The 26,384-nt window shown below is 72.8% G+C and carries 27 protein-coding genes and 1 pseudogene; 5 read left to right on the top strand and 23 right to left on the bottom strand.

The window, feature by feature from the left end:
* Window positions 1–63: 63 nt before the first annotated feature.
* The 12 genes from ACZ4MF_RS06095 to ACZ4MF_RS06040 form a co-directional block, all read right to left on the bottom strand.
* Entirely contained in the window at window positions 64–729 is a 666-nt protein-coding gene (locus tag ACZ4MF_RS06095; RefSeq protein WP_467490224.1) for a response regulator, read from the bottom strand.
* Window positions 726–2,120, bottom strand: a complete 1,395-nt coding sequence (locus ACZ4MF_RS06090; protein WP_467490222.1) for a sensor histidine kinase — start codon at window positions 2,118–2,120, stop codon at window positions 726–728. Before ACZ4MF_RS06090 ends, ACZ4MF_RS06095 begins: the two co-directional genes overlap by 4 nt.
* 68 nt (window positions 2,121–2,188) lie before the next feature.
* Window positions 2,189–2,881, bottom strand: coding sequence for a response regulator transcription factor (locus tag ACZ4MF_RS06085; protein ID WP_356029793.1), 693 nt, complete (start codon window positions 2,879–2,881; stop codon window positions 2,189–2,191).
* A complete protein-coding gene (locus tag ACZ4MF_RS06080; protein ID WP_467490220.1) occupies window positions 2,878–4,332 on the bottom strand; it encodes a sensor histidine kinase in 1,455 nt (484 codons plus the stop codon). Before ACZ4MF_RS06080 ends, ACZ4MF_RS06085 begins: the two co-directional genes overlap by 4 nt.
* A gap of 10 nt (window positions 4,333–4,342) precedes the next feature.
* A complete protein-coding gene (locus ACZ4MF_RS06075; protein WP_467490670.1) occupies window positions 4,343–5,551 on the bottom strand; it encodes an acyltransferase family protein in 1,209 nt (402 codons plus the stop codon).
* Between the two features lie 52 nt (window positions 5,552–5,603).
* The gene (locus ACZ4MF_RS06070) at window positions 5,604–6,734 is read right to left on the bottom strand and encodes an alpha/beta hydrolase (RefSeq protein WP_467490218.1); all 1,131 of its coding nucleotides are present in this window, start codon (window positions 6,732–6,734) and stop codon (window positions 5,604–5,606) included.
* A 184-nt stretch (window positions 6,735–6,918) separates the two neighbouring features.
* Window positions 6,919–7,836, bottom strand: coding sequence for an alpha/beta hydrolase (locus ACZ4MF_RS06065; RefSeq protein WP_467490216.1), 918 nt, complete (start codon window positions 7,834–7,836; stop codon window positions 6,919–6,921).
* A 224-nt stretch (window positions 7,837–8,060) separates the two neighbouring features.
* Window positions 8,061–9,281 (bottom strand): kynureninase, encoded by a 1,221-nt coding sequence (gene kynU / locus ACZ4MF_RS06060; RefSeq protein ID WP_467490214.1) that lies wholly within the window; start codon window positions 9,279–9,281, stop codon window positions 8,061–8,063.
* The gene (locus tag ACZ4MF_RS06055; RefSeq protein WP_467490212.1) at window positions 9,274–10,119 is read right to left on the bottom strand and encodes a tryptophan 2,3-dioxygenase family protein; all 846 of its coding nucleotides are present in this window, start codon (window positions 10,117–10,119) and stop codon (window positions 9,274–9,276) included. The genes kynU and ACZ4MF_RS06055 overlap by 8 nt, the downstream gene beginning before the upstream one ends.
* Window positions 10,120–10,499: 380 nt before the next feature.
* The gene (locus ACZ4MF_RS06050) at window positions 10,500–10,700 is read right to left on the bottom strand and encodes a hypothetical protein (RefSeq protein WP_467490697.1); all 201 of its coding nucleotides are present in this window, start codon (window positions 10,698–10,700) and stop codon (window positions 10,500–10,502) included.
* A 291-nt stretch (window positions 10,701–10,991) separates the two neighbouring features.
* Window positions 10,992–11,450, bottom strand: a complete 459-nt coding sequence (locus ACZ4MF_RS06045; protein WP_467490210.1) for a response regulator transcription factor — start codon at window positions 11,448–11,450, stop codon at window positions 10,992–10,994.
* Between the two features lie 65 nt (window positions 11,451–11,515).
* Entirely contained in the window at window positions 11,516–11,683 is a 168-nt protein-coding gene (locus ACZ4MF_RS06040) for a hypothetical protein (RefSeq protein ID WP_467490208.1), read from the bottom strand.
* Here ACZ4MF_RS06040 and ACZ4MF_RS06035 point away from each other — a divergent pair.
* Together ACZ4MF_RS06035 and ACZ4MF_RS06030 are read left to right on the top strand one after the other, a co-directional pair.
* On the top strand, window positions 11,676–12,425 hold the full coding sequence (locus ACZ4MF_RS06035) for an EamA family transporter (protein WP_467490206.1): 750 nt from the start codon (window positions 11,676–11,678) through the stop codon (window positions 12,423–12,425). The two genes, ACZ4MF_RS06040 and ACZ4MF_RS06035, sit on opposite strands and share 8 nt — an antisense overlap.
* Entirely contained in the window at window positions 12,422–12,685 is a 264-nt protein-coding gene (locus tag ACZ4MF_RS06030; RefSeq protein WP_467490204.1) for a hypothetical protein, read from the top strand. Before ACZ4MF_RS06035 ends, ACZ4MF_RS06030 begins: the two co-directional genes overlap by 4 nt.
* A 215-nt stretch (window positions 12,686–12,900) precedes the next feature.
* Here ACZ4MF_RS06030 and ACZ4MF_RS06025 read toward each other — a convergent pair whose 3' ends face one another.
* Window positions 12,901–14,349: a recombinase family protein gene (locus tag ACZ4MF_RS06025; protein WP_467490202.1), complete on the bottom strand. Its 1,449-nt coding sequence runs from the start codon at window positions 14,347–14,349 to the stop codon at window positions 12,901–12,903.
* A gap of 122 nt (window positions 14,350–14,471) precedes the next feature.
* Here ACZ4MF_RS06025 and ACZ4MF_RS06020 point away from each other — a divergent pair, with 122 nt between their 5' ends.
* Window positions 14,472–14,891: a DUF3151 domain-containing protein gene (locus ACZ4MF_RS06020; protein ID WP_467490200.1), complete on the top strand. Its 420-nt coding sequence runs from the start codon at window positions 14,472–14,474 to the stop codon at window positions 14,889–14,891.
* 81 nt (window positions 14,892–14,972) lie between these two features.
* Here ACZ4MF_RS06020 and ACZ4MF_RS06015 read toward each other — a convergent pair.
* The 9 genes and pseudogenes from ACZ4MF_RS06015 to ACZ4MF_RS05975 form a co-directional block, all read right to left on the bottom strand.
* A pseudogene (locus tag ACZ4MF_RS06015) lies at window positions 14,973–15,143 on the bottom strand (DUF3151 family protein); the annotation flags it as partial.
* Between the two features lie 109 nt (window positions 15,144–15,252).
* The gene (locus ACZ4MF_RS06010) at window positions 15,253–16,701 is read right to left on the bottom strand and encodes an MFS transporter (RefSeq protein ID WP_467490198.1); all 1,449 of its coding nucleotides are present in this window, start codon (window positions 16,699–16,701) and stop codon (window positions 15,253–15,255) included.
* A 63-nt stretch (window positions 16,702–16,764) separates the two neighbouring features.
* A complete protein-coding gene (fbaA, locus tag ACZ4MF_RS06005; protein WP_356029807.1) occupies window positions 16,765–17,787 on the bottom strand; it encodes a class II fructose-bisphosphate aldolase in 1,023 nt (340 codons plus the stop codon).
* 144 nt (window positions 17,788–17,931) lie between these two features.
* Window positions 17,932–18,480, bottom strand: coding sequence for an orotate phosphoribosyltransferase (gene pyrE / locus ACZ4MF_RS06000; protein ID WP_356029809.1), 549 nt, complete (start codon window positions 18,478–18,480; stop codon window positions 17,932–17,934).
* 10 nt (window positions 18,481–18,490) lie between these two features.
* Window positions 18,491–19,297 carry an aldose epimerase family protein gene (locus tag ACZ4MF_RS05995; protein ID WP_467490196.1) on the bottom strand — a complete coding sequence of 269 codons (807 nt, stop codon included), beginning with the start codon at window positions 19,295–19,297 and terminating at the stop codon, window positions 18,491–18,493.
* A gap of 40 nt (window positions 19,298–19,337) precedes the next feature.
* Complete coding sequence (locus ACZ4MF_RS05990; RefSeq protein WP_467490194.1) at window positions 19,338–20,138, bottom strand: SRPBCC domain-containing protein; 801 nt, start codon at window positions 20,136–20,138, stop codon at window positions 19,338–19,340.
* A gap of 67 nt (window positions 20,139–20,205) precedes the next feature.
* Complete coding sequence (locus ACZ4MF_RS05985; protein WP_467490192.1) at window positions 20,206–21,849, bottom strand: polyamine aminopropyltransferase; 1,644 nt, start codon at window positions 21,847–21,849, stop codon at window positions 20,206–20,208.
* A gap of 88 nt (window positions 21,850–21,937) precedes the next feature.
* Window positions 21,938–22,459, bottom strand: coding sequence for a DUF2617 family protein (locus ACZ4MF_RS05980; protein ID WP_467490190.1), 522 nt, complete (start codon window positions 22,457–22,459; stop codon window positions 21,938–21,940).
* 360 nt (window positions 22,460–22,819) lie between these two features.
* A complete protein-coding gene (locus ACZ4MF_RS05975; protein ID WP_467490188.1) occupies window positions 22,820–23,149 on the bottom strand; it encodes a hypothetical protein in 330 nt (109 codons plus the stop codon).
* Between the two features lie 135 nt (window positions 23,150–23,284).
* On the opposite strand from ACZ4MF_RS05975, the gene ACZ4MF_RS05970 reads away from it, so the two are divergent.
* The gene (locus ACZ4MF_RS05970; protein WP_467490186.1) at window positions 23,285–24,469 is read left to right on the top strand and encodes a pyridoxal phosphate-dependent aminotransferase; all 1,185 of its coding nucleotides are present in this window, start codon (window positions 23,285–23,287) and stop codon (window positions 24,467–24,469) included.
* Between the two features lie 165 nt (window positions 24,470–24,634).
* On the top strand, window positions 24,635–25,765 hold the full coding sequence (locus tag ACZ4MF_RS05965; protein WP_467490668.1) for a hypothetical protein: 1,131 nt from the start codon (window positions 24,635–24,637) through the stop codon (window positions 25,763–25,765).
* A gap of 14 nt (window positions 25,766–25,779) precedes the next feature.
* Here ACZ4MF_RS05965 and ACZ4MF_RS05960 read toward each other — a convergent pair whose 3' ends face one another.
* The gene (locus ACZ4MF_RS05960) at window positions 25,780–26,319 is read right to left on the bottom strand and encodes a YbjN domain-containing protein (RefSeq protein WP_467490184.1); all 540 of its coding nucleotides are present in this window, start codon (window positions 26,317–26,319) and stop codon (window positions 25,780–25,782) included.
* Window positions 26,320–26,384: the final 65 nt, after the last annotated feature.

The raw sequence follows: 26,384 nt of genomic DNA, 5'->3' as shown, positions 1-26,384 counted from the left end.
TCAGATGCTCATGCTCGAACATTAGGCGATGGAAGGCCTGTTCATGAGCAACGTGACGCCGCGTCAAGCCGGCGTGACCAAACGTGCCTCGTACGCGAAGACCGCTGCCTGGGTGCGGTCTCTCAGGCCCAGTTTCACCAGGATGCGGCTCACATGGGTCTTGATCGTCGACTCCGCCACCACCAGGCGCTCGGCGATCTCGGCGTTCGACAGGCCCTGGGCGATCAGGATCAGGACCTCCGTCTCGCGTTCGGTCAGCTCGCCATAGGCCGCCTGGGCCGCCGGGATCAGGCGCGGAGGTTCCGAGAGGCGGGAGAACTCCGTGATCAGACGTCTGGTGACCGAGGGAGCGAGCAGAGCCTCGCCGGCGGCCACCACCCGGACACCGTCGGCCAGTTGCCGGGCCGAGGCGTCCTTCAGGAGGAAGCCCGAGGCGCCGGCGCGCAGGGCTTGGTACACGTACTCGTCCAGGTCGAACGTCGTCAGGACCAGCACCTTCGCCGCCGCGTCCGCCGCGACGATCTCCCGGGTCGCCTCGATGCCGTTCAGCTCCGGCATCCGGATGTCCATCAGCACGACGTCCGGGGCCAGCTCGCCAACCCGGTCCACCGCCTCCCTCCCGTTGACGGCCTCGCCGACGACCTCGATGTCCGGCATCGCGTTCAGCAGGACCGAGAAGCCCTCGCGGACCATCATCTGGTCGTCCGCGATCAGTACGCGGATGGTCATGCGTCCCCTTCGCTCGCGGCGGCCGGCACCGGCAGGAACACCGTCACCTCGTAACCCCCGTCGTCCGTCGGGCCCGCCGTCATCTCGCCGCTCAGCATCGAGACCCGCTCCCGCATGCCCGTCACCCCGTGCCCGGCACCGATCGAAGGGTGCGGGCGAAGCCCTCGTTCAGGGGTGGTGGCCGGGTGGCGGGCGGGATTTATCAGGTGGGTGGCCGGCGGCGGGGCGTTGACGATGCGCAGGCCCAGGCCACCGAGAACGTAGCCTATTTCCACCCGGGCGTCCGCTCCGGGGGCGTGCCGCAGGGTGTTGCTCAGCGCCTCCTGGACGATTCGGTACGCCGACAGCTCCACGCCCTGCGGGAGTTCGCGGACCGCGCCCGTCACCGCCTTGTCCACCACCAGGCCGGCCTCCCGCACATTGGCCAGCAGCCCGTCCAGGTCCGCGAGCGTGGGCTGCGGGGCCTCCGGCGCCTCGTAGTCCTCCGCGCGGACGACGCCCAGGACCCGGCGCAGCTCGGTCAGGGCCGCGACCGCGTTCTCCCGGATGGTGGCGAACGCCTTCTCCAGCTCCGGCGGCGGATTCTCCACCCGGTACGGCGCCGCCTCCGCCTGGATCGCGACCACCGACATGTGATGGGCGACCACGTCGTGCAGCTCGCGGGCGATGGTCGTGCGCTCCTCCAGCAGCGTGCGGCGCGAGCGTTCGTGCGCCGTCACGGTCTGCTGCGCGGTCATCTCCTGCTGGGCCTCCCTGCGTATGTGCCGGACCGTGACGATCAGCAGGAGCAGCGCCGACAGGAACAGCATCGGGGCGGTGTCCGTGCCGTACCCGTCCCCGCCGAGGACCATGTCGCAGAAGACGCCGAACACCGCGGTCAGCGCCCACATCCAGGCCGCCGTGCGCGGGCGGGTGCGCAGCGCGACGACCGTCAGCACCAGCAGGTGGGAGAGGAAACTGGCCGGTGCCCACGGCCAGCTGCCCTCTCCCCTGCCGATCACGGACATGACGACGGTGCCCGCGAGGGACGCCCAGAACGCCCCCACCGGACGCACCAGGGTCAGCAGCACCGGCACCAGCGCGCAGAGCCCGCACAGCAGGGCGAGCAACGGCGCTTCCTCGTCCGCCATGGCGACGAACAGGGCCACCGCACCGCCGAAGGCCACCAGCAGGTGCCGGGACCAGGCGCCGTACTCCCGCATCCGGCCCGGCAGGCGCCGGGTGAGCGGGCCCGCCTCGCCCGGCCGGGGCAGCGGCTCGTACCTGAAGGCGTCCTGGAACAGTTCCTGCCGCAGACCGCGCAGGGCGTCCGCGGCCAGCCGCATCTCGGGGCTGCGCCGCCGGCCGGCCCGGCCCGGCGGTGTCGTCTGCGTGTGCGTCGTCTCGGTCACGTACAGAACGGTAGGCCGAGGCCATGGTCGCGGTCGTCCCCTTGGAGAGGGGTCCTGCGGGGTCCCTCTCAGGTACTACGGGTCGCCCCTCCCGGGCGGACCAGGCCCGACTCGAAGGCGAAGACCGCCGCCTGCGTGCGGTCGCGCAGGCCCAGCTTCACCAGGATCCGGCCGACGTGCGTCTTCACGGTCTGCTCGGCCACGACCAGCCGCTCGGCGATCTCCGCGTTCGACAGACCCTGGGCGATCAGCGCCAGCACCTCCGTCTCCCGTTCCGTCAGATCGCCGACGCGCTGCTTGAGCGGGGCCCGGTTCCTGCCGTCCATGCGGGAGAACTCCGCGATGAGCCGGCGGGTGATGCCGGGCGCGAGCAGGGCGTCGCCCGCGGCCACCACCCGCACCGCCTCGGCCAGCTTGTCCGCCGAGGCGTCCTTGAGCAGAAAGCCGGAGGCGCCGGCCCGCAGCGCCTCGTACACGTACTCGTCCAGGTCGAACGTGGTCAGCACCAGCACCTTGACCGCAGGGTGCTCGACGGTGATCCGCTGGGTCGCCTCAAGGCCGCCCATCTCCGGCATCCGGATGTCCATCAGCACGACGTCCGGGGCCAGTTCGGCGGTACGGGCGATCGCGTCCAGCCCGTCCACCGCCTGCCCGATCACCTCGATGTCGGGCTGGGTGTTGAGCAGCACGGTGAAACCCTGCCGGACCATCTCCTGGTCGTCGGCGATGAGTACACGGATGGTGCCGGCACCGCTCGTCATGGGGACTGCTCTCCTGTCGGGGGCTCGGGACTGTGCGGGTCGAGGTCGGGGCCGGACGCGGAGGGGCGGGCCGGGTTCGCCGGCTGCGGGGTGCCCTCGCGCGGCAGGAACGCCGTCACGCGGAAGCCGCCGTGCCGGTCGCCCGTCGCGACGACGTGTCCGCCCAGCATGGCCGCCCGCTCCCGCATTCCGAGCAGACCGTGGCCGCTGCCGGGTGAGGGCGGGGCCGGGCGGGTGGGGCGGGAGTTGGTGACGTCCAGGCATATCCCGTGCGGGTAGTGGAGGACCTCCACGGCGGCCGACGCGCCCGGGGCGTGCCGCAGGACGTTGCTCAGGGCCTCCTGGACGATCCGGTACGCCGACAGCTCCACGCCGGGCGGATAGCCGCGCGGCTCGCCCTCCGTCTTCATGACGACCTCCAGACCGGCCGCCCGGGTGTTCTCGATCAGCGCGTCCAGCCGGGCGAGGTTCGGCTGCGGGGCGTCGGGGGCCGGGCCGGTGCCGGGGGCGGACAGCCGGTAGGTGTCGTCCAGGGCCTCCGGGTCGTCCGGGCCCGCCGACCGCAGGACACCGAGCACACGGCGCAGCTCGGTCAGCGCCTCCAGGGCGTTGCTGCGGATGCCCGCCAGGTTCTCCTTCAGCTCCTCGGAGGGGTTCTCGACCAGGTGGGGGGCGACCTGGGCCTGGATCGAGATCACCGACATGTGGTGGGCGACCACGTCGTGCAGCTCACGCGCGATACGGCTGCGCTCCTCCAGCAGGGCGCGGCGGGCCCGCTCCTCCGCGGTGATCGTCGTCTGCTGGGCCAGCTCCGCCCGGGCCTCGCTGCGGCTGCGCAGGGCGGTGCCGATCAGGACCGCGACGGCGAAGAGGGCGACGGCCACGACACCGGTCGGGGAGTATCTCCGGGCACCGATCGGGGCCTCCAGCACCCACGTCATCACGACGGTGATGCCGAGCGCGGCGAGCGTGCCGCGCAGGCGGGTGCGCAGGGCGAGGAGGGCCAGCACGACCATCTGGGCCAGCAGGGCGGGCGTCGTCCAGGGCCAGCCGGAGTTGGCGGTCGCGTCCGTCGCGAGATGGGGACGGGCGAGGAGGGCGGTGAGCACCGCGGCGGCCAGGGACGCGGCCCAGGCGGGCACGGGGCGCCAGATGGCCACAACGACGACGGCCCCCTGGACGAGGCCGAGGAGCCAGCCGGCGACGGCCGTCAGCCCGTACTCGTTCGCCAGCTGGTCCCCGCCGCCCAGGCCGATCCCCAGCGCGGCGTACGCGATGAACAGGTAGATGAGGAAGCGGAGCCAGCGGTGCCGGGCGAAGGGGGGTGACTGGGAAGAGGGGTTCTCGCCCAGCCAGGTGCGCAGGCGGCGCCGGGTCGGGGTGGGCGTGACGGGTTCGGGTGTGGGGCGGCGCTGTCGGTCGTTCTCGTCGTCGGCGGCCGCGGGCTTCACGAGGTCAACATTAGGCATTGCGCGGGGTCTTTGCCGGGGGCAGGTGGCGGCGGACCACGTGCGACGTGCGGTCCCGGGGGCGGCGCGGGCCCTGTTCGTGGTGGCGGAAGGCCGTCCAGCACAGGGCCAGGACCAGAGCGAAGACGGGGAGCCAGGCCAGGCGGTACATCACCCAGTCCGGCGAGTCCGGTGCGGTGTGCAGACCGGGCAGGCGGCCCGCGGTCAGACCCGTCGCGGTCGTGGCCATCATGGCCGTCTGGTGCCACAGGTAGACCGTCATCGCCGAGAGGTTGACGAGGGCTGTTGCCGACCAGAGCAGCGGGCGCGTCATCGCGCGGCGCAGCCGGTCGCGCAGGAGCAGGGCCAGGCCGCACTGGGCGAGACCGAAGGCGACGGCCGCGAGTGTCGGCGGGTCGAGGTTGGAGATCCTCGCGCCGGGGACGCCGACCATCGACGCCGGGTAGCCGGCGAAGCCGACGAGCAACGCCGTCGCCGTCGTACCGCCGAGGAGCAGGACCCAGGCCGCGCGGCGGGTGTCCAGCTCACCCCGGGTCCAGGCCGCGCCCAGCGTGTACGGCACGAGCCAGCCCGCCGGCAGGTTCAGCCAGGCGAGCCAGGCGGGGCCGAGGTGCAGGCCGAAGCGGAGCAGGTCGACGTGCAGGACGACGGCCAGCGGCCAGAGGGGGTTGAGGCGGGTGAGGAGCGGGGTGGCGGCCGTCAGGGCGGCCAAGACCAGCAGGAACCACAGCGGGGACAGGGCCAGTTTGACCAGGGTCTCGATCGTGGCCGGCGGGGTGCCGGTGAGGAGGAGGGCCGTGGCGGCCACCGCCCACAGGCACAGCAGCGCGGCCACCGGGCGCAGCAGGCGCGTCAGTCGGGCACGCAGCCAGGCGCCGTAACTCTCGCCCCGGGCCCGGGACGAGGCGAGGCTGCGCGTGGCCACATGGCCGCCGACCAGGAAGAACACGGCCAGGGTCTGGAACAGCCAGGAGACCGCGGCCAGCCACGGCATGTGCTGGAGCGGGCTGGTGGTGTGCAGGCCGCCGTCCCTGGCCACCAGCGCGGTCACCAGCCAGTGGCCCAGGACGACGCCGAGGATCGCGAAGGCCCGCAGGGCGTCGACCGCACGGTCACGGTCGGCCGGAGTGGCGGAGTCGACCTGGCGGGCGCCGCGGCGAAGAGCGCGGACGGGGTGCGGGACGTGCGGAGGGCGAAGCAGGCGGCGTCGCGAGGGGCGGACGGGGTCGTGAACGGGGTGGAGTACGGCTGGCTCAGGCACGGGTCACCTCCGAGGTCTCGCCGAGGGTGATCCGGGCCAGGTTGGCGAGGGAGGCCGAGCCCGGGGTGAAGTAGCCGCTGTGCTGGGCGTCGCCGGCGTCGAAGACCCGGGCGCCGAAGGCGCGGGAGACGGGGTCGGTGGCGAAGCCGACGGCGGTGCCGAACAGGTGGACGCTGGTGTGCGGGACGTGCGCGATCCAGTCGTCGCCGCCCCGGGCCGCCCAGACGCGGGCGCGGGTGTGCAGGGCGGCGGCGGAGCCCGCTCCGGTGCCGGGGCTGCCGACCAGGGCGATGTCGTCGGCGTCCAGGCCGGGGGCGGCCCGGCCGCAGACGACCGAGCCGTAGGAGTGGCAGAGCAGGGAGAGGTGGGCGTGCGGCTCGGTCGCCGCGCGCAGGTCGCGTACGAAGGTGCGCAGGTGGGGGGCGGCTTCGCCGGCTCGGGTGGTCGTGGTGACGGTGGTGCTGACCGTGGCCGGGGTCTCGTAGCCGAGCCAGGCGACGACGGCGACGCGGGTGCCGTGGGGGGCGCGGTGGGTGAGGTCCGCGTACAGCGCCGCGGCGGTCTTGTGGAAGCGGGCGTAGGTGTCGAGGGAGGTGTCCGAGCCGGGGACCAGGACGGCGATGTGGTCGGCGCGGGGGAGGTCGCCGAGGACCTCGGCGGCCCGGCCCGCGCCTCGGCCGTCGAAGGAGAGGAGGTTGCGGGAGGCGAGGGTGCGGTCGGCGGCGGCGCGGTCGGTGTCGCCGTGCGCCGCCGCCATGGCGGCCGCCGCGGTGGCGTCGGCCCGGTTGGCCTCGTAGGTCTTCTGAAGGGTGCTCGCCGTGAGTGGGGGCAGGGCGGAGGGGCGGGGGGCCGGGATCCGGGGGTGGGTGGTCGCGGCGGAGAGGGGGGCGGCGATGGCCGTGGTGAGGAGGGCGGCGAGGAACGCGCGACGCCAGTGTCTGCGACGCCTCGGCGGGAACAGCCCGCGCCGCGGCTTCGCCGTCGGCGCCGTGCTTCCCACCCGCCCCCCCGGTGACCGCTTCGTCGCCGGGTGCGGACGCCCCTCGTGGGGCGCACTCGCCATCGGCGGCTGCGGGTGGGAGGAGAGACAGGGGTCGGGGGTGTGCGGGGGATGCTGCCCCATGGTCGGCTTCCTTTCAGAAAGCCCGGCCATCGGGCCTTTCTGACAAGGAAGTTATGGATCGGGTGCTGTCGTCGGCGTCCCGCCTGAGAGCGGTCCTTCGGGGTAGCTCTCAGGTATTACGGGTATGACCGGGGCGGCCCCCAAGGGGCGGCCCCGGCTGTCGTCCGGGGCCCGACCACCCGCATCACCAGGCCAGTTGGGCGATCTCCTCCGCCACCACCGCGCACGCGTCCGCCGCCGGGTCGATCAGCGGGAAGTGGCCCACGTCCTCCAGCAGGGTCAGGCCCGCCACCTCGCCCGCCTTCGCCGCGGCGTCCGCGTACGACTCGGCCACCGCCTGCGGCACCACCAGGTCCGTACGCCCCTGGACGAGCGTCGTCGCGATGCCCGTCGGGAGGAGGAGCACGGGGTCGGCGTACGGGCGCCGCGTAGCGAACACCTCGTGACCGCCGAGGAGTTGCAGGCTCGCGTTGCCGCAGACGTCCAGCTTCTCCGCCACCTCGAAGTCCGCGATCGGGGCGAGGGCGACGACGCCGCGGAGCAGGGCCGGGCCCGCGGTGCGCCACGGGGCGTCCGCGGGCAGGACGTGCCGGGCCGCCGCCCACAGCGCCAGGTGGCCGCCGGCCGAGTGGCCCGTCAGCACCGTGCGGCGCGGGTCGGCCTGCGGCAGCGCCGTGCGGACGAGGTCCGGCAGGGCGTCCAGGGCCGCCGCCACGTCGTCGAACGTCTCCGGCCAGCGGCCCGCCGAAGGGGTGGCGCCGCCCCCGGCGCCACCGTCCGCCCCCGTGCCCTGCCCCGGGATCAGGGGAGGCTCCCCGCCCCGGCGGTACTCGACGTTCGCCACCGCGAAACCCCGACGGGCCAGGTAGTCCGCGAAGGGGGTGATGTGCCGGCGGTCGTAGCGGGCCCGCCAGGCGCCGCCGTGCAGGACCACCACCAGCGGGGCCGGGGAGTCCGGGGCGGTGGACCGGGGGGCGTAGAAGTCGATCACCTGGTCGGGGTGGTCGCCGTACGCGGAGCTGATGTCGGGGTCGACCGGGGGGTGCGAGAAGGCCGACTCCTCTTCGGCGGCGGCGCGGGCTGCTGCTGCGTCGTCCGGCATGCTCCAACCTCTCAGCGATGGAACGTTTTTGGCGTGTGGCGGACCAGCGGGGGGAACTCCGCGTCCACCGTTGGCGGGGACGGTATCAGGCCGGTGACGTGCGCGGACATGGGGTTGTCACGCAGGGTGAGGGCGGAGCGGTCCGCACGGTGCCCCACGGCCCCCAGGGGGAGGGACCGGCTGGACCGGACCCCTCCCCCGGACCCCTTTCCCGGGGCCGTCGCCTACGCCAGCTCCTCCCCCAGGATCCGCGCCGCCCGCTCCGCGTCGGCGAACCCGACGTACAGCGGGGTGAAGCCGAAGCGGAGCACGTCAGGGTGCCGGAAGTCGCCCACGACACCCCTGCTGATCAGGCGTTTCATCACCTCGCCTGCGTCCGCGCAGCGCAGTGCGACCTGGCTGCCGCGCTCCTCGTGGCGCTCGGGCGTCACGGACTCGACGCGGCCCGGCTCCGTGTACGCCCGCACGCAGCGCAGGAAGAAGTCCGTCAGGGCGAGGGACTTCGCGCGGACCGCGGGGACGGAGACGCCGTCCCAGACCTCCAAGGCCGCCTCCAGGGCGAGCATGGAGAGGATGTCCGGGGTGCCCACCCGGCCGCGCAGCGCGCCCGGTGCCGGTGTGTAGGACGGGCTCATGCCGAAGGGTTCGGCGTGGGAGTTCCAGCCGGGCAGCGGGGAGTCGAAGCGGGGCTGGAGCTCCCGGCGGACGTAGAGGTACGCCGGTGAACCCGGGCCGCCGTTCAGGTACTTGTACGTGCAGCCGACCGCCAGGTCGACCCCGTGCTCGTCCAGCCCCACCGGCAGCGCGCCCGCGCTGTGGCACAGGTCCCAGACGGCGAGGGCGCCCACGGCGTGGATCGCGGCCGTCAGACCGGGCAGGTCGTGCAGGCGGCCCGTGCGGTAGTCGACGTGGTTCAGCAGGACCGCCGCCGTACGGGTGCTCAACGCCCCCGGCACCTCCGCCGGGGTCACCGGGCGCAGGGTGCGGCCGGTCAGGCGGGCCGCCGACTCGGCGATGTAGCCGTCCGTGGGGAACGTCGTCGCGTCGACGAGGATCTCGCTCCGGCCCCCGCCCGCCTCGTCCGCCATCCGTGCCGCCGCCACAAGTGCCTTGAAGACGTTGACACTTGTGGAGTCGCCCACGACGATCTGCCCGGCGTCCGCGCCGACCAGCGGGGCGATCCGGTCGCCGATCCGCTCGGGCGCGGTCCACCAGCCGCTCTCGTCCCAGGAGCGGATGCGCAGCTCGCCCCACTGCCGGCGCACGACGTCCGCCACCCGGTCGGGGACGTGGGCCGGGAGCGCGCCGAGCGAGTTCCCGTCCAGGTACACGCCCGCGGCGTCAGCCGCGTGATCGGACACGGCGTCGAGGACGAAGCGGTCCCGCAGCGGCGCCAGCTCGTCCGCCGCGTCCAGCGTCTCCGCCTGCAGCGCAAGCTCAGACATGGGACCTCGCCGTCCACAGCTCCGGGAACACGTTCTTGCGGGCGCGCTTCTCCAGCCAGGCCACGCCGGCCGAGCCGCCCGTGCCGGGCTTGGCGCCCATCGCGCGGCGGGTGGCGACCAGGTGGTCGTTGCGCCAGCGCCACACCAGTTCGGCCACGTCGGTCAACGCCTCGCCCAGACGCGCGAGTTCGGTGTCCGGATCGCCGGAGTAGACCGCCGCCCAGACCTTTTCGACCTGGTCGGAGGGCTCGTAGCGCTGGGAGACGTCCCGGTGCAGGACCGTGGCCGGGACGGGGTGGCCGTGCCGGGCCAGCAGGCGCAGCACCTCGTCGTACAGGCTCGGCTCGTGCAGCGCCTTCTCCAGCTCCGCGTGGGCGCGCGAGGCGCCGCGGTGCGGTACGAGCATGGACGCGGACTTCTCGCCGAGCAGGAACTCCATGCGCCGGTACATCGCCGACTGGAAGCCGGAGCCCTCGCCGAGGGCGGAGCGGTAGGAGTTGAACTGGGCGGGGGTGAGCTGGGCGAGCGGGGTCCAGGAGGCGTTCAGGGCCGCCAGTTCCCGCACGGAACGCTTCAGGGCGGCGATCGCGGTCGGGACGTCGTCCGCGCGCAGGGCCTTGGCGGCGGTCTCCCACTCGTGCACGATCACCGTGAACCACAGCTCCATGACCTGGGTCGTGACCAGGAAGACCATCTCTCCGGGATCGTCGGAGAGGGTGTGCTGCAGGTGCGTGAGGACATCCGCGCGGACGTAGTCCTCGTACGGCGTGGTGCCCTGGAAATCGAGATGCGGGGTCTCGGGCTCAGCGGCCTCGTGGGGGCGAGCCTGTTGGGACATCGCTGTCTCCTGTTGTACTCCGGGTAGCGGTCCGCCCCTGCCGATTCCGGCACGGGGGCCCCGGTCCCCACCCGCATCCTCTGTAATCGGCTCCTGTACGGCAAGGCCCGTCCGTTGCGGGACGGGCCACACCGGCCCCGTCCGGGAGGTCGGCCCAGGGTCGAGCGGAAGATGTACCCGAAAGTCCGGGAGGGGATGGCCGGTATGACCGGGCAGGAGTGGCTTGGCAGCCTCGCGGCACAGCTGCGGGAGCGGGACCTGGAATGGGTGCAACGAATCGATTAAAGGTCCTGGCCATGGCGTGACGGGTGGTTTCGGGCACTGCTCAGGTGTCCGGAACCACGAGGTCAGAGCACATTCACGGCGCCGGGCGATCTACCTCATGACGGCATGTGCGACACCGTCCGTGCCCGCGTCTCGCGCTGCTGGCGTGCGTGCAGGGCGGCGTGGACGTGGTCGAGCATGCCGTTCAGAGCCGCGCCGGCCTGCCCGACCTCGGTACGAGGGTTCGTCTCTGGTTCGCGGACCAGCTCGCTGCGAAAGCGGTATGACTCGTCGCAGACCGTCGGTGCCGTGGGCAACGCCGCCTCACTGCGCCAGGCGGGTGAGGTGACAGAGCCTCTCGTGGTTGGCGTGGTGATCTCACTCGTCACACCGGCGACCGAGGGGCTTTGGTGTCTCTCACCGCCTTCACGGGCGGCGAGCCGCTGTCGGAACGAACTGCCAGCCAGTCCGATACGAGTCTCCGTTCTGAGCGGGGCCTTTGTGGCTCGGTCCCGAGGGGTTGCTGGTCAGGAGGTCAGTGGTGCTGGATTCCGAGCTGGTGCGGACCGAAGGGAGGCGTCGTTGGTCGGCCGGGCCGCAGGCTGTCGTCAGTCGTCCAGCCAGCCGGCCCGCCGGGCGTAGCTGCCCGCCTGGAAGCGGCTCTGGGCGCCCGGTTCGGCCAGGAGCTCTGAGACATGGCAGCGGTAGGTGGTGGTGGACATGGAAAGCCGGCGGGCGGCCGTCTCGTCCTTCATGCCGGACTCCAGCATGCGCAGCACCTCCCTGCGCACGTCGTCCTTGGGGGCGGCCGAGGGGTCCCCGTCGGATGCCGTGAAGGGCCGCCCGTCCTCCCGCATGCTCTCCCAGGAGCGGTACGGGAAGCGGACGAGCGAGCGGTCCCGCACGACCAGCGCGCCCCGGTTCGGGGGCCGGCCGGGATCGGCCACGACGGCCGTGTCCGCGTCGAAGAGGATGATCCGGTCCGGTATGTGGCCGGTGGTGCGGAACTGCACGCCCGCTCCGGGCGCCGTGCCCATGTGCTGCCGCATGGAGGGGTGGGACAGCACGGAGTGCGGGTTGCGTAGCCGGAGGCCACGCTCGGCCTCCGTGGTGCGTCCCCGGCCCTCCTCGATCACCGGCTGGCGGGCGGCGAAGGGTGAGCGGAGGCGATCTCGACGCCCGCGGTCAGTGTGAGCCGTTCCAGGACGCTGCGGATCACGTCGATTCCGGTCAGCCGCTCCACCCCGGTGCGGGTGACGTGGCTCCGCCACGCCTCCTCGGCCACCCCACGCGTGGTCATCACGTGGTTGGTCTTCGGCGTCGGCCTGTGGGGCGTGGTCAACCTCGCGGTGAAGGCGGGCGTGTCCGCGGGCATCGCCTCGCTGGTGCTGCAGCTCAGTGCGTTCCTGACGATCCTCCTCGGCGCTGTCGTCTTCCGGGAGAAGCTCGCCCGTCACCGGATCGCCGGCACCGTCATCGCCCCCGGCGGCCTCGCCTGCACCGCGTTCCTCACCGACGGCAGCGTCACCGCCGCGGGCCTCGCCCTGGTCGTCCTCGGCGCGTTCTCCTGGAGCACGGCCAACGTCCTGCTGAAGAAGGCGGCCCCCGACCGGGTCGCCGCGTTCCCGGTGTGGTCCTGCCTGTTCTCGCCGATACCGCTGTTCCTGCTGGACCTCGCGGTGGGCGGCGTCTCCGGCTTCGAGCGCCTCGGCTCCGGGCCGGACCTCACCGCCGTGGCCTCGATCCTCTTCCAGGCACATCCCAACACGCTGTTCGCGTACGCCGTCTGGAACTGGCTGCCGAAGCAGTACCCGGTGTCCACCGTCGCCCCTCTGTCCCTGCTCGTACCCCTCTTCGCCATCACCGGCTCGGTGCTGGTCTTCGGTGAACAGCTGCCCGCGCTCAAGGTGCTGTCGGGTCTGCTGATCATCGCCGGGCTGTTGGTCGGCCGGTACGGCGGCCGCCTTCGGGCCGCCGTGTTCCGGCGCCGCGCCGCCCAGGCATCCGGCGCCGCGTCCCCGTCCGAGGAGGCCACGGCATGACGACGCCCTCGATGATCCCGGGGGTGGTGGACGGAACGGTGACGGCGTCGACAGAAGTGGACGGAACCGTCTCGTTGCGCATCACCATCGGCGACCGCACCGGTCACGGTGACTACGTGGAGCTGATCATCGCGGGCGAGCACGCCGGCCGTATCGCCGTGACCCTGCTGGGCCCGGCAGACACCGCCGCGCCCACAACGGCACCCTGCTCGGTCGGGGTCCGCCTCACCGCCGGTACTGCAAGGGCGCTCCGGAGGTGAAGGTGCCCCCGCGACCGCGCGACCGCTTCGAGCCGCAGATCGTCCAGAAGCACCGGCGCCGCCTGGTCGACGCGTTGGCCAACGCGTCAGGCGCCTACCGGGTGTTCGTCCCGCCGCCGGCCTGCACCGGGCGGCGCTGGGACGAGGCATGGACCGCCGGTCGTGAACGAACGAAGCCGGGTCCCCGACCACGACGGGGCCCCGGCTTCCCCTTGTCACCTGAGCACCGGCTCGATGTCCGCCGGATCGAAGATCGGCCCGTTGGACGCGGGCTTGACGATGACCGCGCGGAAGACCTTGAGGACGGCGGCCCGCTGCTGCTCGATCGTCAGTTTCTCCCACCTGCCGCGTATGTCGATGGGGCCGGCCACGAAGGTCGCCACCTCGGCGCGGTGCAGGGCCCGTTCCCGGTGCAGTTCCGCGATCTGCTTCTCCAGGTCCTCGGTGAGCGCGATGTAGCGAGCGGCCGACATGCGCTTCTCCTGCCACGCTTGCTTGAACTCGGCCATATCCCGTTCCAGGGAGGCCAGTTGCTCCTCCTTGGTCCATTTCGGCGCGCGCTCGCGGACGTTCGCCAGTGCCTTGTCCGAGCGGAGGAACACGGCGTTCCTGATGAGGCGGTCGACGGGTTCGCCGGCCCTGGCCACTCCCGCGCATCCTCCGTCGCTCTTGCCGGGGCACGCGTACGTGAACTGCGAGGACGTCTTCGACTTCCGGTACGACGGGAAGGCCCGCATCTTCGTACCGCACCGCCCGCACCGGGCTATGCCGGAGAGCAGGTACTTGGTGGCGTTGTCCCGTACGTCCCGCCCCTCCGACTCCCGCCGGACCTTCTCCGTGAGCAGATACCACTCCTCCGGGGTGATGATCGGCTCCCAGTCTCCGACGACGGGCTCACCGCCCTCGTCCAGGAACAACTCGCCCTGATGCATCCGGTAGCCGCAGATGCGCGGGTTCATCAGCATCCGCTTGATCTTGGAGTCGTCGAAGAAGCCCCCGCTGTGCGATCTGACCCCCTTGTCCCGCCAGTCGCGCGCGATCGACGCCCAACGGATGCCGCCCAGGAAGTCCTTCACCGCCTTGCGGAGGTGCTCGGCCTCCTCCGGCGCCAGCGTCCTGCGGTCCTCGCGGTTCCATCCGTACGGTGCCCGGCCGCCGGGGAGCTTGCCCTGCGCCGCCAGTTCCAGGTGCGTGCGCTTCGTACGCCGTGAGGTGTCCGCCGAGGACTTGTCGGCGATGGTGACCTTGATCCTCGCGATGAACCGGCCGTTCTCCGTGGACAGGTCGATGTCCGACGCCGACACGGAGTCGAAGACGAGCCGACGGTCTCGGCGCTCGGCCTCTTCGTACTCGTCGATCCACGCCTCCAGTTCGCGCGGCCGGCGCGTGAAACGGTCGATGTCCCAGGCGACCACCCCGTCGATCCGCCCGGTCTTCAAGTCTTCCAGCATCTGCCGGAACTCGGGGCGTACCGTCCTGCGCTTGTACGCGGAGAGGTCGTTGTCCTCGTAGACCTCGGCGACCTCCCACCCCCGGGCGGCACAGTGCAGTCGGCAGTCCTCCTCCTGCCGTGCGACGCCGAGCCCCTCCGCCTCGTCGTCCTTGCCGATCCGGGTGTAGATGCCCACCTGAATGGTCCCGGAGGACCCCCGCCGTGCCGCCATGCGCCGGATCGTCGCACATCGCGATCGATGACATCAACCGCCGTTCTCACATCGCCATGGCCCACGGTCGTTTTCCCTCAGGAGCATCCCGAAGCCCCGGCCACAGGTGGCAGACTGCTGCCATGACGACGCACAAGAACCTGCTCGGCGGCCCGGAGCCGACGTACCTGCCGGAGAACGAAGAGGCGTACCGCCTGCTGGGCGAGGAGTCCCAGCCGCCGACCGAGGTCGCGGCGAAGTACCCCACGTTCTCGCTCGCCTGGGCCATGCTCGCGGACGACGCCTTCGAGGCGGGGCGAGTGGTCGAGTCGTACGCGTACGCGCGTACCGGCTACCACCGCGGCCTGGACGCGTTGCGTCGGGCGGGCTGGAAGGGGCATGGCCCCATCCCTTGGGACCACCGGGCCAATCGCGGGTTCCTGCGCTGCCTCGCCGCCCTCGCCCGCGCCGCCGGCGAGATCGACGAGAAGGACGAGACGGAGCGTTGCTGGCAGTTCCTCAAGGACAGCAGCGCCGAGGCGTACGCCGAGCTGAAGCGGTAGTCACCACGGCAGAAAGGACTGTGCCGCCGTCCCTCAACAGGAGACGGCGGCACGGGATGCACGATTACATGTGGCGCCCTTCTCCCAGGGCACCGGGCCGTGCCCCTTCCAGCCGCCCCGGCGCAGGGCGTCCAGGCCCCGGTGGCAGCCCGTACGGGCGTAGGCGTACGACTCCACGACCGCGCCGCGCTCGAACGCCTCGTCGGGGAGGTGCGTCGGCGGGCCGCCGAGGAGGTTCTCGTGAATCGTCATGGAGTCCGGTGTGGCTGTGGCTCACCGGGCGGCGCCGTGGCGCACTGAAGGGGCGCGGTGAACTGCGCGAGCGACCCACCTCGACCCGCACCCGGAAGACCGGGCCCGGTCACCGCTCCCCCTCCAGCGGCGGCACCGTCACACTCCCATAGGTCCGGCATTCCGGTCGCGCACACCCCGGACCCGGTCGGCGGACCAGCGCGAAAGCCAACGCCGAGCCGACGAGCAGCGTGCCCGCGCAGATCGGCATGGCGCGCCGGAACGCCGCGTCGAACGCCGACGGCAGCCGGTACGCCTCCGGGCCCATCCCCGTCAGCAGCGGCAGCGCCGCCACCGCGATCAGGCCGGCGGCCCGCGCCGCCGCGTTGTTGATGCCGCTGGCCAGGCCCGCGCGGGCGGTGTCCACCGAGGCGAGGACCGTCGCCGTCAGGGGGGCCACCAGGGTGACCATGCCGGCGCCCATCACCAGCAGGGCGGGCAGGACGTCCGTCAGGTAGTCGGCGTGCGGCCCCACCCGCAGCATCAGCAGCATCGCCGCCGCGCACAGGAGCGGACCGACCGTCAGGGGCAGCCGGGGGCCCGTGTGGTCGGCGAGGGCGCCGGAGCGGGCCGAGAAGAGCAGCATCAAGGCCGTCGTCGGGAGCATCGCCGTACCGGCCGCGAGCGGGGAGTAGCCCGCCACCACCTGGAGCTGGAGCGCCGTCAGGAAGAAGAACCCGCCGAACGCGGCGTACACGCACAGGGTGACCAGGTTGACCGCCGTGAACTGGCGCGAGGCGAACATGTCCGGCGGGAGCATCGGGTCCGGGCGGTGCCGTTCGACGTACCCGAAGGCCACCGCCGCGGCCATCCCGGCCGCCGCGCTCACCGCCACCACCGCCGAGCCCGCCCGCGCCTCGATCAGCGCGTACGTCAGCAGGGCCAGGGCCAGGGCGCCCAGCACCGCGCCGAGGACGTCGAAGCGGCCGTGCTCGGCGCTGTCCCGGGACTCGGGGACGTGCCGGAGGGCGACCGGTACGCACAGCAGGGCCAGCGGGACGTTGAGCAGGAACACCCAGCGCCAGCCGGGGCCGGTGACCAGCCAGCCGCCCAGGAACGGGCCGATGGCCGCGCCGATGCCGCCGAAGCCCGACCACAGCCCGACCGCCCGGCTGCGGTCGTCGGGGTGGAAGGAGGCCTGGATCAGCGCCAGGGAGCCGGGCGTGAGGAGTGCCCCGCCGATGCCCTGCAGGGCCCGCGAGACGATCAGCACGGCGGAGTTCGGCGCCAGGCCGCACAGCAGGGATGCGGCGGCGAACCAGACCACGCCCAGCACGAAGATCTTCCGGCGCCCGTAGTGGTCGCCGAGCGAGCCGCCCAGCAGGATCAGGCCGGCCAGCGTGACCATGTACGCGTTGACCGTCCACTGGAGTGCGGCGAGGCTCGCACCGAGGTCGCGGCCGATGCGCGGCAGCGCGACGTTGACGACGGTCGAGTCCAGCAGGGCCATGCTGGAGCCGAGGACCGTGGTGAGCAGGATCCACCGGCCCCGGGGCGAGGCCAGCCGGACATCGGGCATGTCCTCAGGTATACAGCGGGCCCGGCGCCGTAGACAGCCGCCGGGCCCACCGAGAGGTGCCGCTTACTTGATCTTGTTGCCCGCCGAGCGCAGGTTCTGCGTCGCCTCGACGACACGGGCGGCCATCGACGCCTCGGCCAGCTTGCCCCAGGTGCGCGGGTCGTAGGCCTTCTTGTTGCCGACCTCGCCGTCGACCTTCAGGACGCCGTCGTAGTTGGCGAACATGTGGCCCGCGACGGGACGGGTGAAGGCGTACTGGGTGTCCGTGTCGAGGTTCATCTTCACGACGCCGTTCTCCAGCGCGGTGGCGATCTCCTGCTCGGTGGAGCCGGAGCCGCCGTGGAAGACGAAGTCGAACGGGGACTGCTTGCCGAACTTGGCGGCGACGCCGTCGTTCAGCTCCTTCAGCAGCTCGGGGCGGAGCACGACGTTGCCCGGCTTGTAGACGCCGTGCACGTTGCCGAAGGACGCGGCCAGCAGGTAGCGGCCCTTCTCGCCGAGGCCCAGGGCCTCCGCCGTGCGGATCGCGTCGTCGACCGTGGTGTAGAGCTCGTCGTTGATCTCGTGCGAGACGCCGTCCTCCTCACCGCCGGTCGGGGTGATCTCCACCTCCAGGATGATCTTGGCGGCCTGGGTGCGGGCCAGCAGTTCCTGGGCGATGGCGAGGTTGTCGGCGAGGGTCTCGGCCGAGCCGTCCCACATGTGCGACTGGAAGAGCGGGTTGCGGCCGGCCTTCACGCGCTCCTCGGAGATCGCGATCAGCGGACGCACGTACCCGTCGAGCTTGTCCTTCGGGCAGTGGTCCGTGTGCAGCGCGATGTTGACCGGGTACTTCTCGGCGAGGATGTGCGCGTACTCGGCGAGCGCGACCGCGCCGGTCACCATGTCCTTGCTGTACTGACCGCCGAGGAACTCGGCACCGCCGGTCGAGATCTGGACGATGCCGTCGCTCTCCGCCTCCGCGAAGCCGCGCAGCGCCGCGTTCAGGGTCTGGCTCGAGGTGACGTTGATGGCCGGGTAGGCGAACTTGCCTGCCTTCGCCCGGTCGAGCATCTCGTTGTAGACCTCGGGGGTTGCGATGGGCATCTGTCCGCTCCTTGTGTTGCGGGTTGGCGTTGTGCGTGAAGGCCCTGACCTAGACCTGGGGGGTTCGACGCCGTCGTCGGCCCCATCTTTCCAGACCTGGCGCCGTCGTCGGCGCACCGGTCAAGTCCAGGTCGAACCGCCCGTTCAGTCCAGACCCAGTTCATCCTTCGAGAAGGCGAACCGGTACGGAACGCCCGCGCCGGCCTCGATCTTCTCGGCCGCGCCGGTCGCCCGGTCCACGATCGTGGCGACGGCGACGACCTCCGCGCCCGCCTCGCGCACGGCCTCGACGGCGGTGAGCGGGGAGCCACCGGTGGTGGAGGTGTCCTCGACCACGAGCACGCGGCGGCCGGTGATGTCCGGGCCCTCGACCCGGCGCTGCATGCCGTGCGCCTTGGCCGCCTTGCGGACGACGAAGGCGTCGAGCCGCTTCCCGCGCGCGGCGGCGGCGTGCAGCATGGCCGCCGCGACCGGGTCGGCGCCCATGGTCAGGCCGCCGACCGCGTCGAACTCCAGGTCGGCCGTCAGATCCAGCAGCACCTGCCCGACCAGCGGGGCGGCCTCGCCGTCGAGGGTGACGCGGCGCAGGTCGACGTAGTAGTCGGCCTGCAGCCCCGAGGAGAGCGTCACCTTGCCGTGCACCACGGCCTTGTCCTTGATCTGCTGCAGCAGCGCGCCGCGTACGTCCGTCATGCCGACCAGCTTAGAGGCGCCGCCAGCTCCAGGTCGTCGATGCCTCCAGCGGGTCCACGGGGGTGACCAGGCGCGCGGCGGTGTTCAGGCCGTTGGGCGGGCCGGTCTGCGGCTCCACGCACACGGCCTCGGCCTGCTCGTCGTAGACGACGACCCACTCCTCGCGGCTGGTCACCCTCAGCTCCAGCTGTCCGGGCCAGGTGAGGGTCACGTCGACGCCGCCGGGCATGCCGAAGCAGTCGTCCCAGGGGCCGGGCGTCGGGTCGATGCGCTTGCCGGTGGGCAGGTGGTCCGCGCCGCGTTCCTCCTGCCAGGCGGGCTCGAAGGCGAGGGTCGCGCCCGCGCCGACCGCACCGTCCTCGCCCGTGAGGGTCCGGTTGAACCAGGGGTGCCAGCCGATCTGCGCCGGGAAGGAGTCCGCCGTCGCCTCGACGCCCATCGTCAGGGTCAGGCTGTCCTCGGCGATCTCCACGAGCTGGGTGACCCGGCCCGGGTAGGGCCAGGGGGCGACCAGGTCGTACGTGATCGCCGCCGTGTCCTGCGTGACCTTGGCGACGCTCCAGGCGCCGTCGCGGGCGGTGCCGTGGATGGCGTGCGGCGGGGAGTTGAGCGGCATCTGGTGAACGGTCCCGCCGTCCAGGAAGCGACCCTCCCTGATCCGGCCGCACCAGGGGACCATCGGGAAGCAGCCGAAGCGGTCCCCCTGGCGGAGCAGTTCCGTGGAACCTACCTTGAGGCCGCTGATCCGGCCGCCGTCGGCAGGGCTGACGCGTACCTGTGCGTCGCCCGCTGTCAGCGTGATGTCTTCGTTACTCACGGGATGACAGTACTGGGGACCGCCCCGGGGTCCTCCGGGCTCACCGGCGTTTGCGCAGTGCCCGGGTGACGACGATCGCCGACGCCACGGCCAGCGCCGCCGCCGGGGCCGCCCAGCGCAGGGCCTGCTTGCCCCCGACCGTCTGGGGGGCCGGGACCGGGGCGTAGCGGCCGCGCGGCGGGGCGTGGTCGACCTCCTCGGCGCTGCGGCCGATCATCGTGCGACGGGCGTGCGCGGCCTCGGCGGGGGGTTCGCCGGTGTCGGCGAAGTCCTCCGCGAGCCGGTCCGCCTCGGGGTCCAGGGACGGCGGCGGCACCTCGGTGTCGTAGACCGAGGTGTGCGCCTCGTCCGCTGACTCCCCTGACTCCGCCGGCTCCCCTGTTTCCGCCGGCTCCGGCTCCTGCTCCGGTTTTTCCGGCGACGGCTCCGCCCCCAGGTTCTCCACGAAGCGGCCGAGCAGGCGCACGGCCGCCGAACTCACCGCGTCCGCGGGGAGTTCCGCGATCCGGCCGGCCGCGTCCGCCGTGCCCTCGGCCGTGACCGTCGTACCGCCCTCGGTGTCCGCGAGGCGCAGGGTGAGGGCGAGTTCGACGGTGCCGGTGCCGCGGGCCTCGGTGGCGTCGCCCGCCACGTCGTACCCGCCGTCCTCGCGAGGCGTGATCCGGACCGTCCCCCGGTAGGTGACGGAGTGTCCGCCGACGCGCAGTTTCAGGCGGCCGGCGACGGGTTCGGCACCGGCGTCCTGCTGAAGGCCGGGGACCGCGCGGGCGACGCGCGCGGGGTCGGCCAGCGCGGCCCGCAGTCGCTCGGCGGGGACCGGAACGAAGACCTGGTGCTCCATGTCGGCTGAGCCTACCCACGCGTGGCCGGAACGTACCCTCGCATCGCGGTCCCCGCCCGCCCCACCGTCAGTAGCGCGGATGGACCAGCGTCGACGCCGGCAGTCCGGGGATCCGGGTGCGCCGGGCCGCCGCCGCGTCCGCCGTGAGGCCGGCCTGGGTCAGGAAGTGCGGCGGGCCGGGGTCCAGGCGCAGCGGCGGCGGGGCGGCGGGGGCCGGGGCGGCCAGCAGGAAGCCCCAGTCGTGCGGGGCGCGGGAGGCACCGGCGGCCGAGCGGTCGGGGCCGGCCGCGAAGCCGCAGTCGCGGCCGAGGACCCGGTAGGCGGAGGTGGCGAAGCCGGCCGCGCGCAGCGTCGCGGCGACCGTCCAGAAGCCGCGGGGGCGGGTGGTGACCGCTCCGGCGTGGACGACGAGCCGGCCGCCGGGGGCGAGGACGCGGCGGGCGAGGCCGTAGAACTCCTGGGAGTACAGCTTGGTGCTGGCGGTGACGCCGGGATCGGGCAGGTCGGCGATCACCACGTCGTACGCCGCCGTGGGCGCCCCGCGCAGCCAGTCGAAGGCGTCGGCCGTGACGACGTGGACGCGCGGGTCGTCGTAGGCGTGGCCGTTGGCCGCGGCGAGGCCGGGGTCGTGGCGGGCGAGCCGGACCAGGCCGGGGTCGATCTCGACGAGGTCGACCCGGCGCACCCCGCGCTCGTCCAGCGCCTCGCGGGCGGCCATGCCGTCGCCGCCGCCGAGGATGAGCACGCGCGCGTGGGCGCCGCCGGACAGGGCGGGATGGACGAGGGCCTCGTGGTAGCGGCGTGCGTCGCGGCCGCCGGCGCGGAGCCGGCCGTCGAGGAAGAGGTCGAGGGGTCTGCCGTCGGTGCCGCCGGCCAGGACGACCTCCTGGACGCCGGTGCGCACGGCGACCCGGACGTCCTCGCCGTAGACGGCGTGCCGGGCGGCGCGGTCGAAGTCGCCGGCGAGGGCGGCGGCGGAGGCGAGGACGCCGAGGACGGTGAGGCCGACGAGGAGCAGGGTCCAGCGGGCCCGGCGGGACAGGTCGCGCCGGAAGAGGCCGAGGACGAGGGCGCCGCCCGCGACCACGTTGACCGTGCCGGTGACGAGCGCGCCGGTCAGCTGGCCGAGAAACGGCAGGAGAAGGAAGGGGAAGGCGAGGCCGCCGACCAGCGCGCCGACGTAGTCCGCGGCGAACAGGTCGGCGACCGCGCCGCCCGCGTCCTGGCGCCGGATGCGCTGGATCAGCTCCATCAGCAGCGGGACCTCGGCGCCGATGAGCAGGCCGATGGCGAGGGAGAAGGCGACCAGCAGGAAGCGGGGGCCGTCGGCCCACATCCCGCCCCAGCCGCCGGTCCAGGCGAAGACGGCGTACAGCGTCATCGCGCTGCAGCCGCCGACGAGCGCGAGGGCGATCTCGATCGCGCCGAAGCCGGCGGCCGCGTGCCAGCGCAGCCGCTTGGCGGCGAGCGAGCCGATGCCCATCGCGAACACCATGACGGACAGCACGACGGAGGACTGGGTGACCGGGTCACCGATCAAGTACGAGGCGAACGCGACGAGTTCGAGTTCGTACACGAGTCCGCAGGCCGCGCAGACGAAGACGCACAGGAGGACCAGGAACCGCCCGGTCCCGGGCCGCACGGGCAGCCGGGCGGGGCCTGTCCAGTGGGGCGGGGCGCCCGGGGGCGCGGGGGCGTGCGGTTCGATCACGGTGCGACGTTACGTCACGCGCTCGGCACGCTTCGTCACCCACACGTGTGGATCTGGGGCGAGTTGGAGCCGATCATGTTTATCCGCCTCACTCGGTCGGCGTCGACACCCGCACGCCCACGCGGGTGCGGGTGGCCACCAACTGGCCGTCCTGCGGGTAGGCGTGCCAGGTCCGCCAGTGCACCTGGCCCTCGTGCCGTTGGGCGAGCATCGCGGTGAAGGCGTGCGGGCTGCCCGGGAAGACGCCCGCGAGGCCGTGCGGATGGTCCGAGACGAGAGCGAGCAACTCCTGGGCGCGGCCCGCGAACGAGCCCGGCGTGAGCAGTTCGACGCGGGCGGCGAACTCGTACTCCCAGTCGCCGACGCGTTTGGCGACGCCGAGCGGCAGCGGGGTGCTGGAACCGGGGATGCACGCGACCGTCTCCGAGCAACTGCCGTGCTCCTCCTCCAGCAGCACTTGGTGGGATGCGCCGAGAAGTCTCAACTGGAGCTGCGCACCGGTCAGTTCGAGGTCGAGCGTGGCCAGGGCGGGCAGCGGCTCGCGCCCCAGGGCCCAGGCGAGGTCGGCGGCGCGCGTATCGGTGTAGGAGGTGTTCAGGGTCGTGAGCATGGATCGGCTCCGCTAACACACGATGAGGGGGAGATCAGCCATGGCAGACAGGTCGGCGCCCCGGCCGTCCCGGCCGGAGGAGGGGTTCTGCGGGACGTCCGAGGGGCTGCGTTGGCGATTTAGAGGGAATCATGAACAGAGCAGCCGCCACAGCGTTTTTACCCAACTTCGTGGGCTTTCCATCCCTCAGAGGGCTCCCCTGCTCAACTGTTCAACCATGGCGTACGCCTGGCGCGCACGAACAACGGCCGGGCGCCCGCCGGCCGCCCTCGCCGACGCGCGCCCGTGGTGCGGCCCGTCCCCCGATCCCCCTGGCCTCCCCGATCCCCCTGGCTCCCCGGGAAGCTCAGCTGCCCCGTGTCAGCTGCCTCCCCCGCATCCGCCCCCGCCGCACGAGGAGCCCCCGCCGCAGGAATGCCCGCCCCCGCAGGAGTGGTGGCCGCCGCCGCACGAGTGGTGGCCGCCGTGGTGTCCCCCGTGACCTCCCGAGGACGACGAGCCCGAGTCACCGGCCCACCAGCTCGCGCCGCCGCCCGCGTACCCGGCCGAGGACGACGACGCCGACGAGCGGCTCGACCGGGACCGGCCGCCGCGCTTGCTCAACGACACCTGCGCCCGCCGGCGGCTCCGCAGCGCCCCGATGGTCATGAACCCGACGACTGCCAGCACGACCACGATGACGATGCCCATGGGCGTCACCTTCTTTCCGTTCCCCCGGGTTTTCCGTTGCCCCGCGCAGGCCCCCGTGGGCCGCGGTGAACGGGGGATGCCCGGCCGCCCGGGGGCTCAAAGCAGAGTTGAGGAACTCCAGAGCTTGGGCGCAGGATGACCGGCATGACCTCCACCGCGCGCCCCCACCTCAATCGCCGCCTCGCCGAGTTCGGGACGACGATCTTCGCCGAGATGTCCGCGCTCGCCACCGCGACCGGCGCGATCAACCTCGGCCAGGGCTTCCCCGACACGGACGGCCCCGAGGAGGTCCGCGAGGCCGCCGTACGGGCGCTGCGCGAGGGCCGGGGCAACCAGTACCCGCCGGGTCCGGGCATCCCCGAGCTGCGCACCGCGATCGCCGCACACCAGCGGCGCCGCTACGGGCTCTCCTTCGACCCCGACACCGAGGTGCTGGTCACGGCCGGCGCGACGGAGGCCGTCGCGGCCTCGATGCTGGCGCTGCTGGAGCCGGGCGACGAGGTCGTGGCACTGGAGCCGTACTACGACTCCTACGCGGCGTCCATCGCCATGGCGGGCGGCCGCCGCGTCCCGGTGACCCTGCGCCCGGACGACACCGGCTTCCGCCTCGACCTGGACGAACTCCGCGCCGCCGTCACCGACCGCACCCGCCTGCTGCTGATCAACACCCCACACAACCCGACCGGCACGGTCCTCACGCGCGCGGAGCTGACCGCGATCGCCGAGCTGGCGGTCGAACGGGATCTGCTGGTGGTGACGGACGAGGTCTACGAGCACCTGGTCTTCGACGGCGCCGAGCACCTGCCGCTCGCCACGTTCCCGGGGATGCGCGAGCGCACGGTCACCATCGGCTCGGCCGGCAAGACGTTCTCCTTCACCGGCTGGAAGGTCGGCTGGGTGACGGGCTCGCCCGAACTGGTCACCGCAGTGCGCTCGGTGAAGCAGTTCCTGACGTACGTCTCCTCGGGCCCCTTCCAGTACGCGGTCGCCGAGGCCCTCGCCCTCCCGGACTCCTACTTCGAGGACTTCCGCCGCTCCATGCAGACCCGCCGCGACCTCCTCGCCGAGGGCCTCACGGCGGCCGGCTTCCGGGTCTTCGCCCCGGCCGGCACGTACTTCATCACCACCGACATCCGCCCCCTCGGCGAGAAGGACGGCTTCGCCTTCTGCCGCGCCCTGCCCGAACGGGCCGGCGTGGTGGCCATCCCGAACGCGGTCTTCTACGACGACCGGGACGCCGGGGCACCGTTCGTACGGTTCGCGTTCTGCAAGAGGGAGGACGTGCTGCGGCAGGCGGCGGAACGCCTGCGCGCGATGTGAGAAGCCCGGCCCGGGCAGCCGCGCGGCACGCCACGGCGGGCCCGCAGACGGGCGACGGCGGGTGGACCCTCGGCGCGTCACCGCACGGCCGAACGGCACTGTCGCGCAGGGTGCTCAGATGTGACCACCGCCAGTCCCGTCCGCACCGTCAGCACCGTCCTCGCCATGCCCAGGCAGGCCCAGCGTCTCGTCGCCGTAGGCCTCTTCCTCGGTGCCCGGCTGGTCGGCGCGGCCGTGCTCACGCTCGTCGCCCAGCACGCCGGCCGACACCCGCTCGCGCTGCTCGGGAGGTCCTGGGACTCGGTCTGGTACCTGGGCATCGCCGGCCACGGCTACGGCCACGACCTGCCCTCCCCGGCGCCGGGTGTGCACAGCGACCGCGCGTTCTTCCCGCTGTACCCGGCGCTGGTGCGGGCGCTGACCGCGGTGCTGCCGCTGAGCGGGGGCGCCGCCGGACTGGTGATCTCGTGGGCCGCGGCCATGGTGGCCGCCGCCGGGATCCACGCGGTCGGCGCACGGCTGTACGGCCGGGCGACCGGGATCGCGCTGGTGCTGCTGTGGGGCCTGCTGCCGCACTCGGTGGTGCTGTCGATGGCGTACACCGAGCCGGTGCTGACCGCGCTCGCGGCCTGGGCGCTGTACGCCCTGCTGGCCGGGAACTGGCTGTGGGCGGGCGCCCTGGCGGCGCTCGCGGGGCTGGCCCGGCCGAACGGGTTCGCGGTCGCCGCCGCCGTCCTCGCCACCGCCGGCTGCCAGGTGTGGCGGCGGCGCGGCGAGCTCTCCCGGGTTTCCCACAGGCTGTGGACGGGCACGGCGCTCGCCCCACTGGGCTGGACGGCGTACGTGCTGTGGGTCGGCCGGTGCGAGGGCGACCTGCCGGGCGGCTACTTCGAGGTGCAGCGGGCGTGGGGCTCGACGTTCGACTTCGGGCGGGGCTCGCTGCACTCCGTGCATGTGATGCTCACGCACGGCAGCCGGTTCGAGTTCACGACGGCGCTGCTGACCGTGGCGGCCGCGACGGTGCTGTACGCCCTGCTCCTGCTGGACCGCGCCCCGCTGCCGCTGCTCGTGCTCAGCGGGGCGCTGCTGCTGGTCGCGCTCGGCGGGTCGGGCTTCTTCGAGTCCAAGCCGCGGTTCCTGCTGCCGGCGTTCCCGCTGCTGCTGCCGCTCGCCCGGGGCCTGGCACAGACGGCGAAAACCCGGCCCTGGCACGCGATCGTGCTGGTCGCGACCCTGGCCGGGTTCAGCTGTCTCTACGGCGCGTACCTGCTGGTGTACGCGGACGCGCCGCTGTAGGACCCGCCGGAGGACTACTCCGCGTCGCCCTCGGGCGTCTCGCCTTGCTCACCCTGGTCGGCGTCCGGCTCCAGGCCGAGCTGCTCGACGAGCCACTTGTCGAACTCGATCGCGGCCCGCACCCAGCTGACCGTCGAGGAGACGAAGTGGTTGATGTCGACGCCCGTGCCGATCAGCATCTGCGCCTCGCCGATGAGGCGGACGGTGCCGTCGTCGTGGGTGTGGGTGTAGACCTTGGGCCACAGGGTTCGGCGGTTCCAGTCGTCGACGGACTCCAGCAGCTGGGCCTTCTCGTCGATCTTGTGCGGGCGGTCGTAGAAGGTCCGCACCGAGAAGACGGCCTGGTCGGCCTCCCCGCGGAACATGAAGTACGTGCGGAACTGCTCCCACGGGGCCGCGAGGTCGCCCTCCTCGTCGACGACGTACTTCAGCTCCATCTGGTCGAGGAGCTGCTTCACGAGGTCCTGATCCGGGAGGACGGGGCCCGCCGGTCCCTGGGGCTGCGGTTCGGGCTGGCCCCCGAAGTTCGGAATCGAGGACGGGTCGATGCTCACCGTGAATTTCCCTTCATTGGATTCCGCCATCCTCCCCCATCCGGGGAGGGGGGAGGCAAGCCCCG

Source organism: Streptomyces sp. NPDC025793 (genome assembly GCF_055558375.1).
Note: the sequence above shows the minus strand (reverse complement) of the source record. Positions and strands in the feature narration are given on the sequence as shown.

Coding starts and splice junctions, on each gene's coding strand:
- ACZ4MF_RS06055 (WP_467490212.1), bottom strand. CDS start 10,119: ATGTCCCAACAGGCTCGCCCCCACGAGGCCGCTGAGCCCGAGACCCCG.
- ACZ4MF_RS05965 (WP_467490668.1), top strand. CDS start 24,635: ATGCCCAGGCAGGCCCAGCGTCTCGTCGCCGTAGGCCTCTTCCTCGGT.
- ACZ4MF_RS05990 (WP_467490194.1), bottom strand. CDS start 20,138: ATGGAGCACCAGGTCTTCGTTCCGGTCCCCGCCGAGCGACTGCGGGCC.
- ACZ4MF_RS06070 (WP_467490218.1), bottom strand. CDS start 6,734: ATGGGGCAGCATCCCCCGCACACCCCCGACCCCTGTCTCTCCTCCCAC.
- ACZ4MF_RS06040 (WP_467490208.1), bottom strand. CDS start 11,683: ATGACCACGCGTGGGGTGGCCGAGGAGGCGTGGCGGAGCCACGTCACC.
- ACZ4MF_RS06025 (WP_467490202.1), bottom strand. CDS start 14,349: ATGGCGGCACGGCGGGGGTCCTCCGGGACCATTCAGGTGGGCATCTAC.
- ACZ4MF_RS05975 (WP_467490188.1), bottom strand. CDS start 23,149: ATGGGCATCGTCATCGTGGTCGTGCTGGCAGTCGTCGGGTTCATGACC.
- pyrE (WP_356029809.1), bottom strand. CDS start 18,480: ATGACGGACGTACGCGGCGCGCTGCTGCAGCAGATCAAGGACAAGGCC.
- ACZ4MF_RS06095 (WP_467490224.1), bottom strand. CDS start 729: ATGACCATCCGCGTACTGATCGCGGACGACCAGATGATGGTCCGCGAG.
- ACZ4MF_RS06085 (WP_356029793.1), bottom strand. CDS start 2,881: ATGACGAGCGGTGCCGGCACCATCCGTGTACTCATCGCCGACGACCAG.
- fbaA (WP_356029807.1), bottom strand. CDS start 17,787: ATGCCCATCGCAACCCCCGAGGTCTACAACGAGATGCTCGACCGGGCG.
- ACZ4MF_RS06065 (WP_467490216.1), bottom strand. CDS start 7,836: ATGCCGGACGACGCAGCAGCAGCCCGCGCCGCCGCCGAAGAGGAGTCG.
- ACZ4MF_RS06030 (WP_467490204.1), top strand. CDS start 12,422: ATGACGACGCCCTCGATGATCCCGGGGGTGGTGGACGGAACGGTGACG.
- ACZ4MF_RS06020 (WP_467490200.1), top strand. CDS start 14,472: ATGACGACGCACAAGAACCTGCTCGGCGGCCCGGAGCCGACGTACCTG.
- kynU (WP_467490214.1), bottom strand. CDS start 9,281: ATGTCTGAGCTTGCGCTGCAGGCGGAGACGCTGGACGCGGCGGACGAG.
- ACZ4MF_RS05970 (WP_467490186.1), top strand. CDS start 23,285: ATGACCGGCATGACCTCCACCGCGCGCCCCCACCTCAATCGCCGCCTC.
- ACZ4MF_RS05980 (WP_467490190.1), bottom strand. CDS start 22,459: ATGCTCACGACCCTGAACACCTCCTACACCGATACGCGCGCCGCCGAC.
- ACZ4MF_RS06010 (WP_467490198.1), bottom strand. CDS start 16,701: ATGCCCGATGTCCGGCTGGCCTCGCCCCGGGGCCGGTGGATCCTGCTC.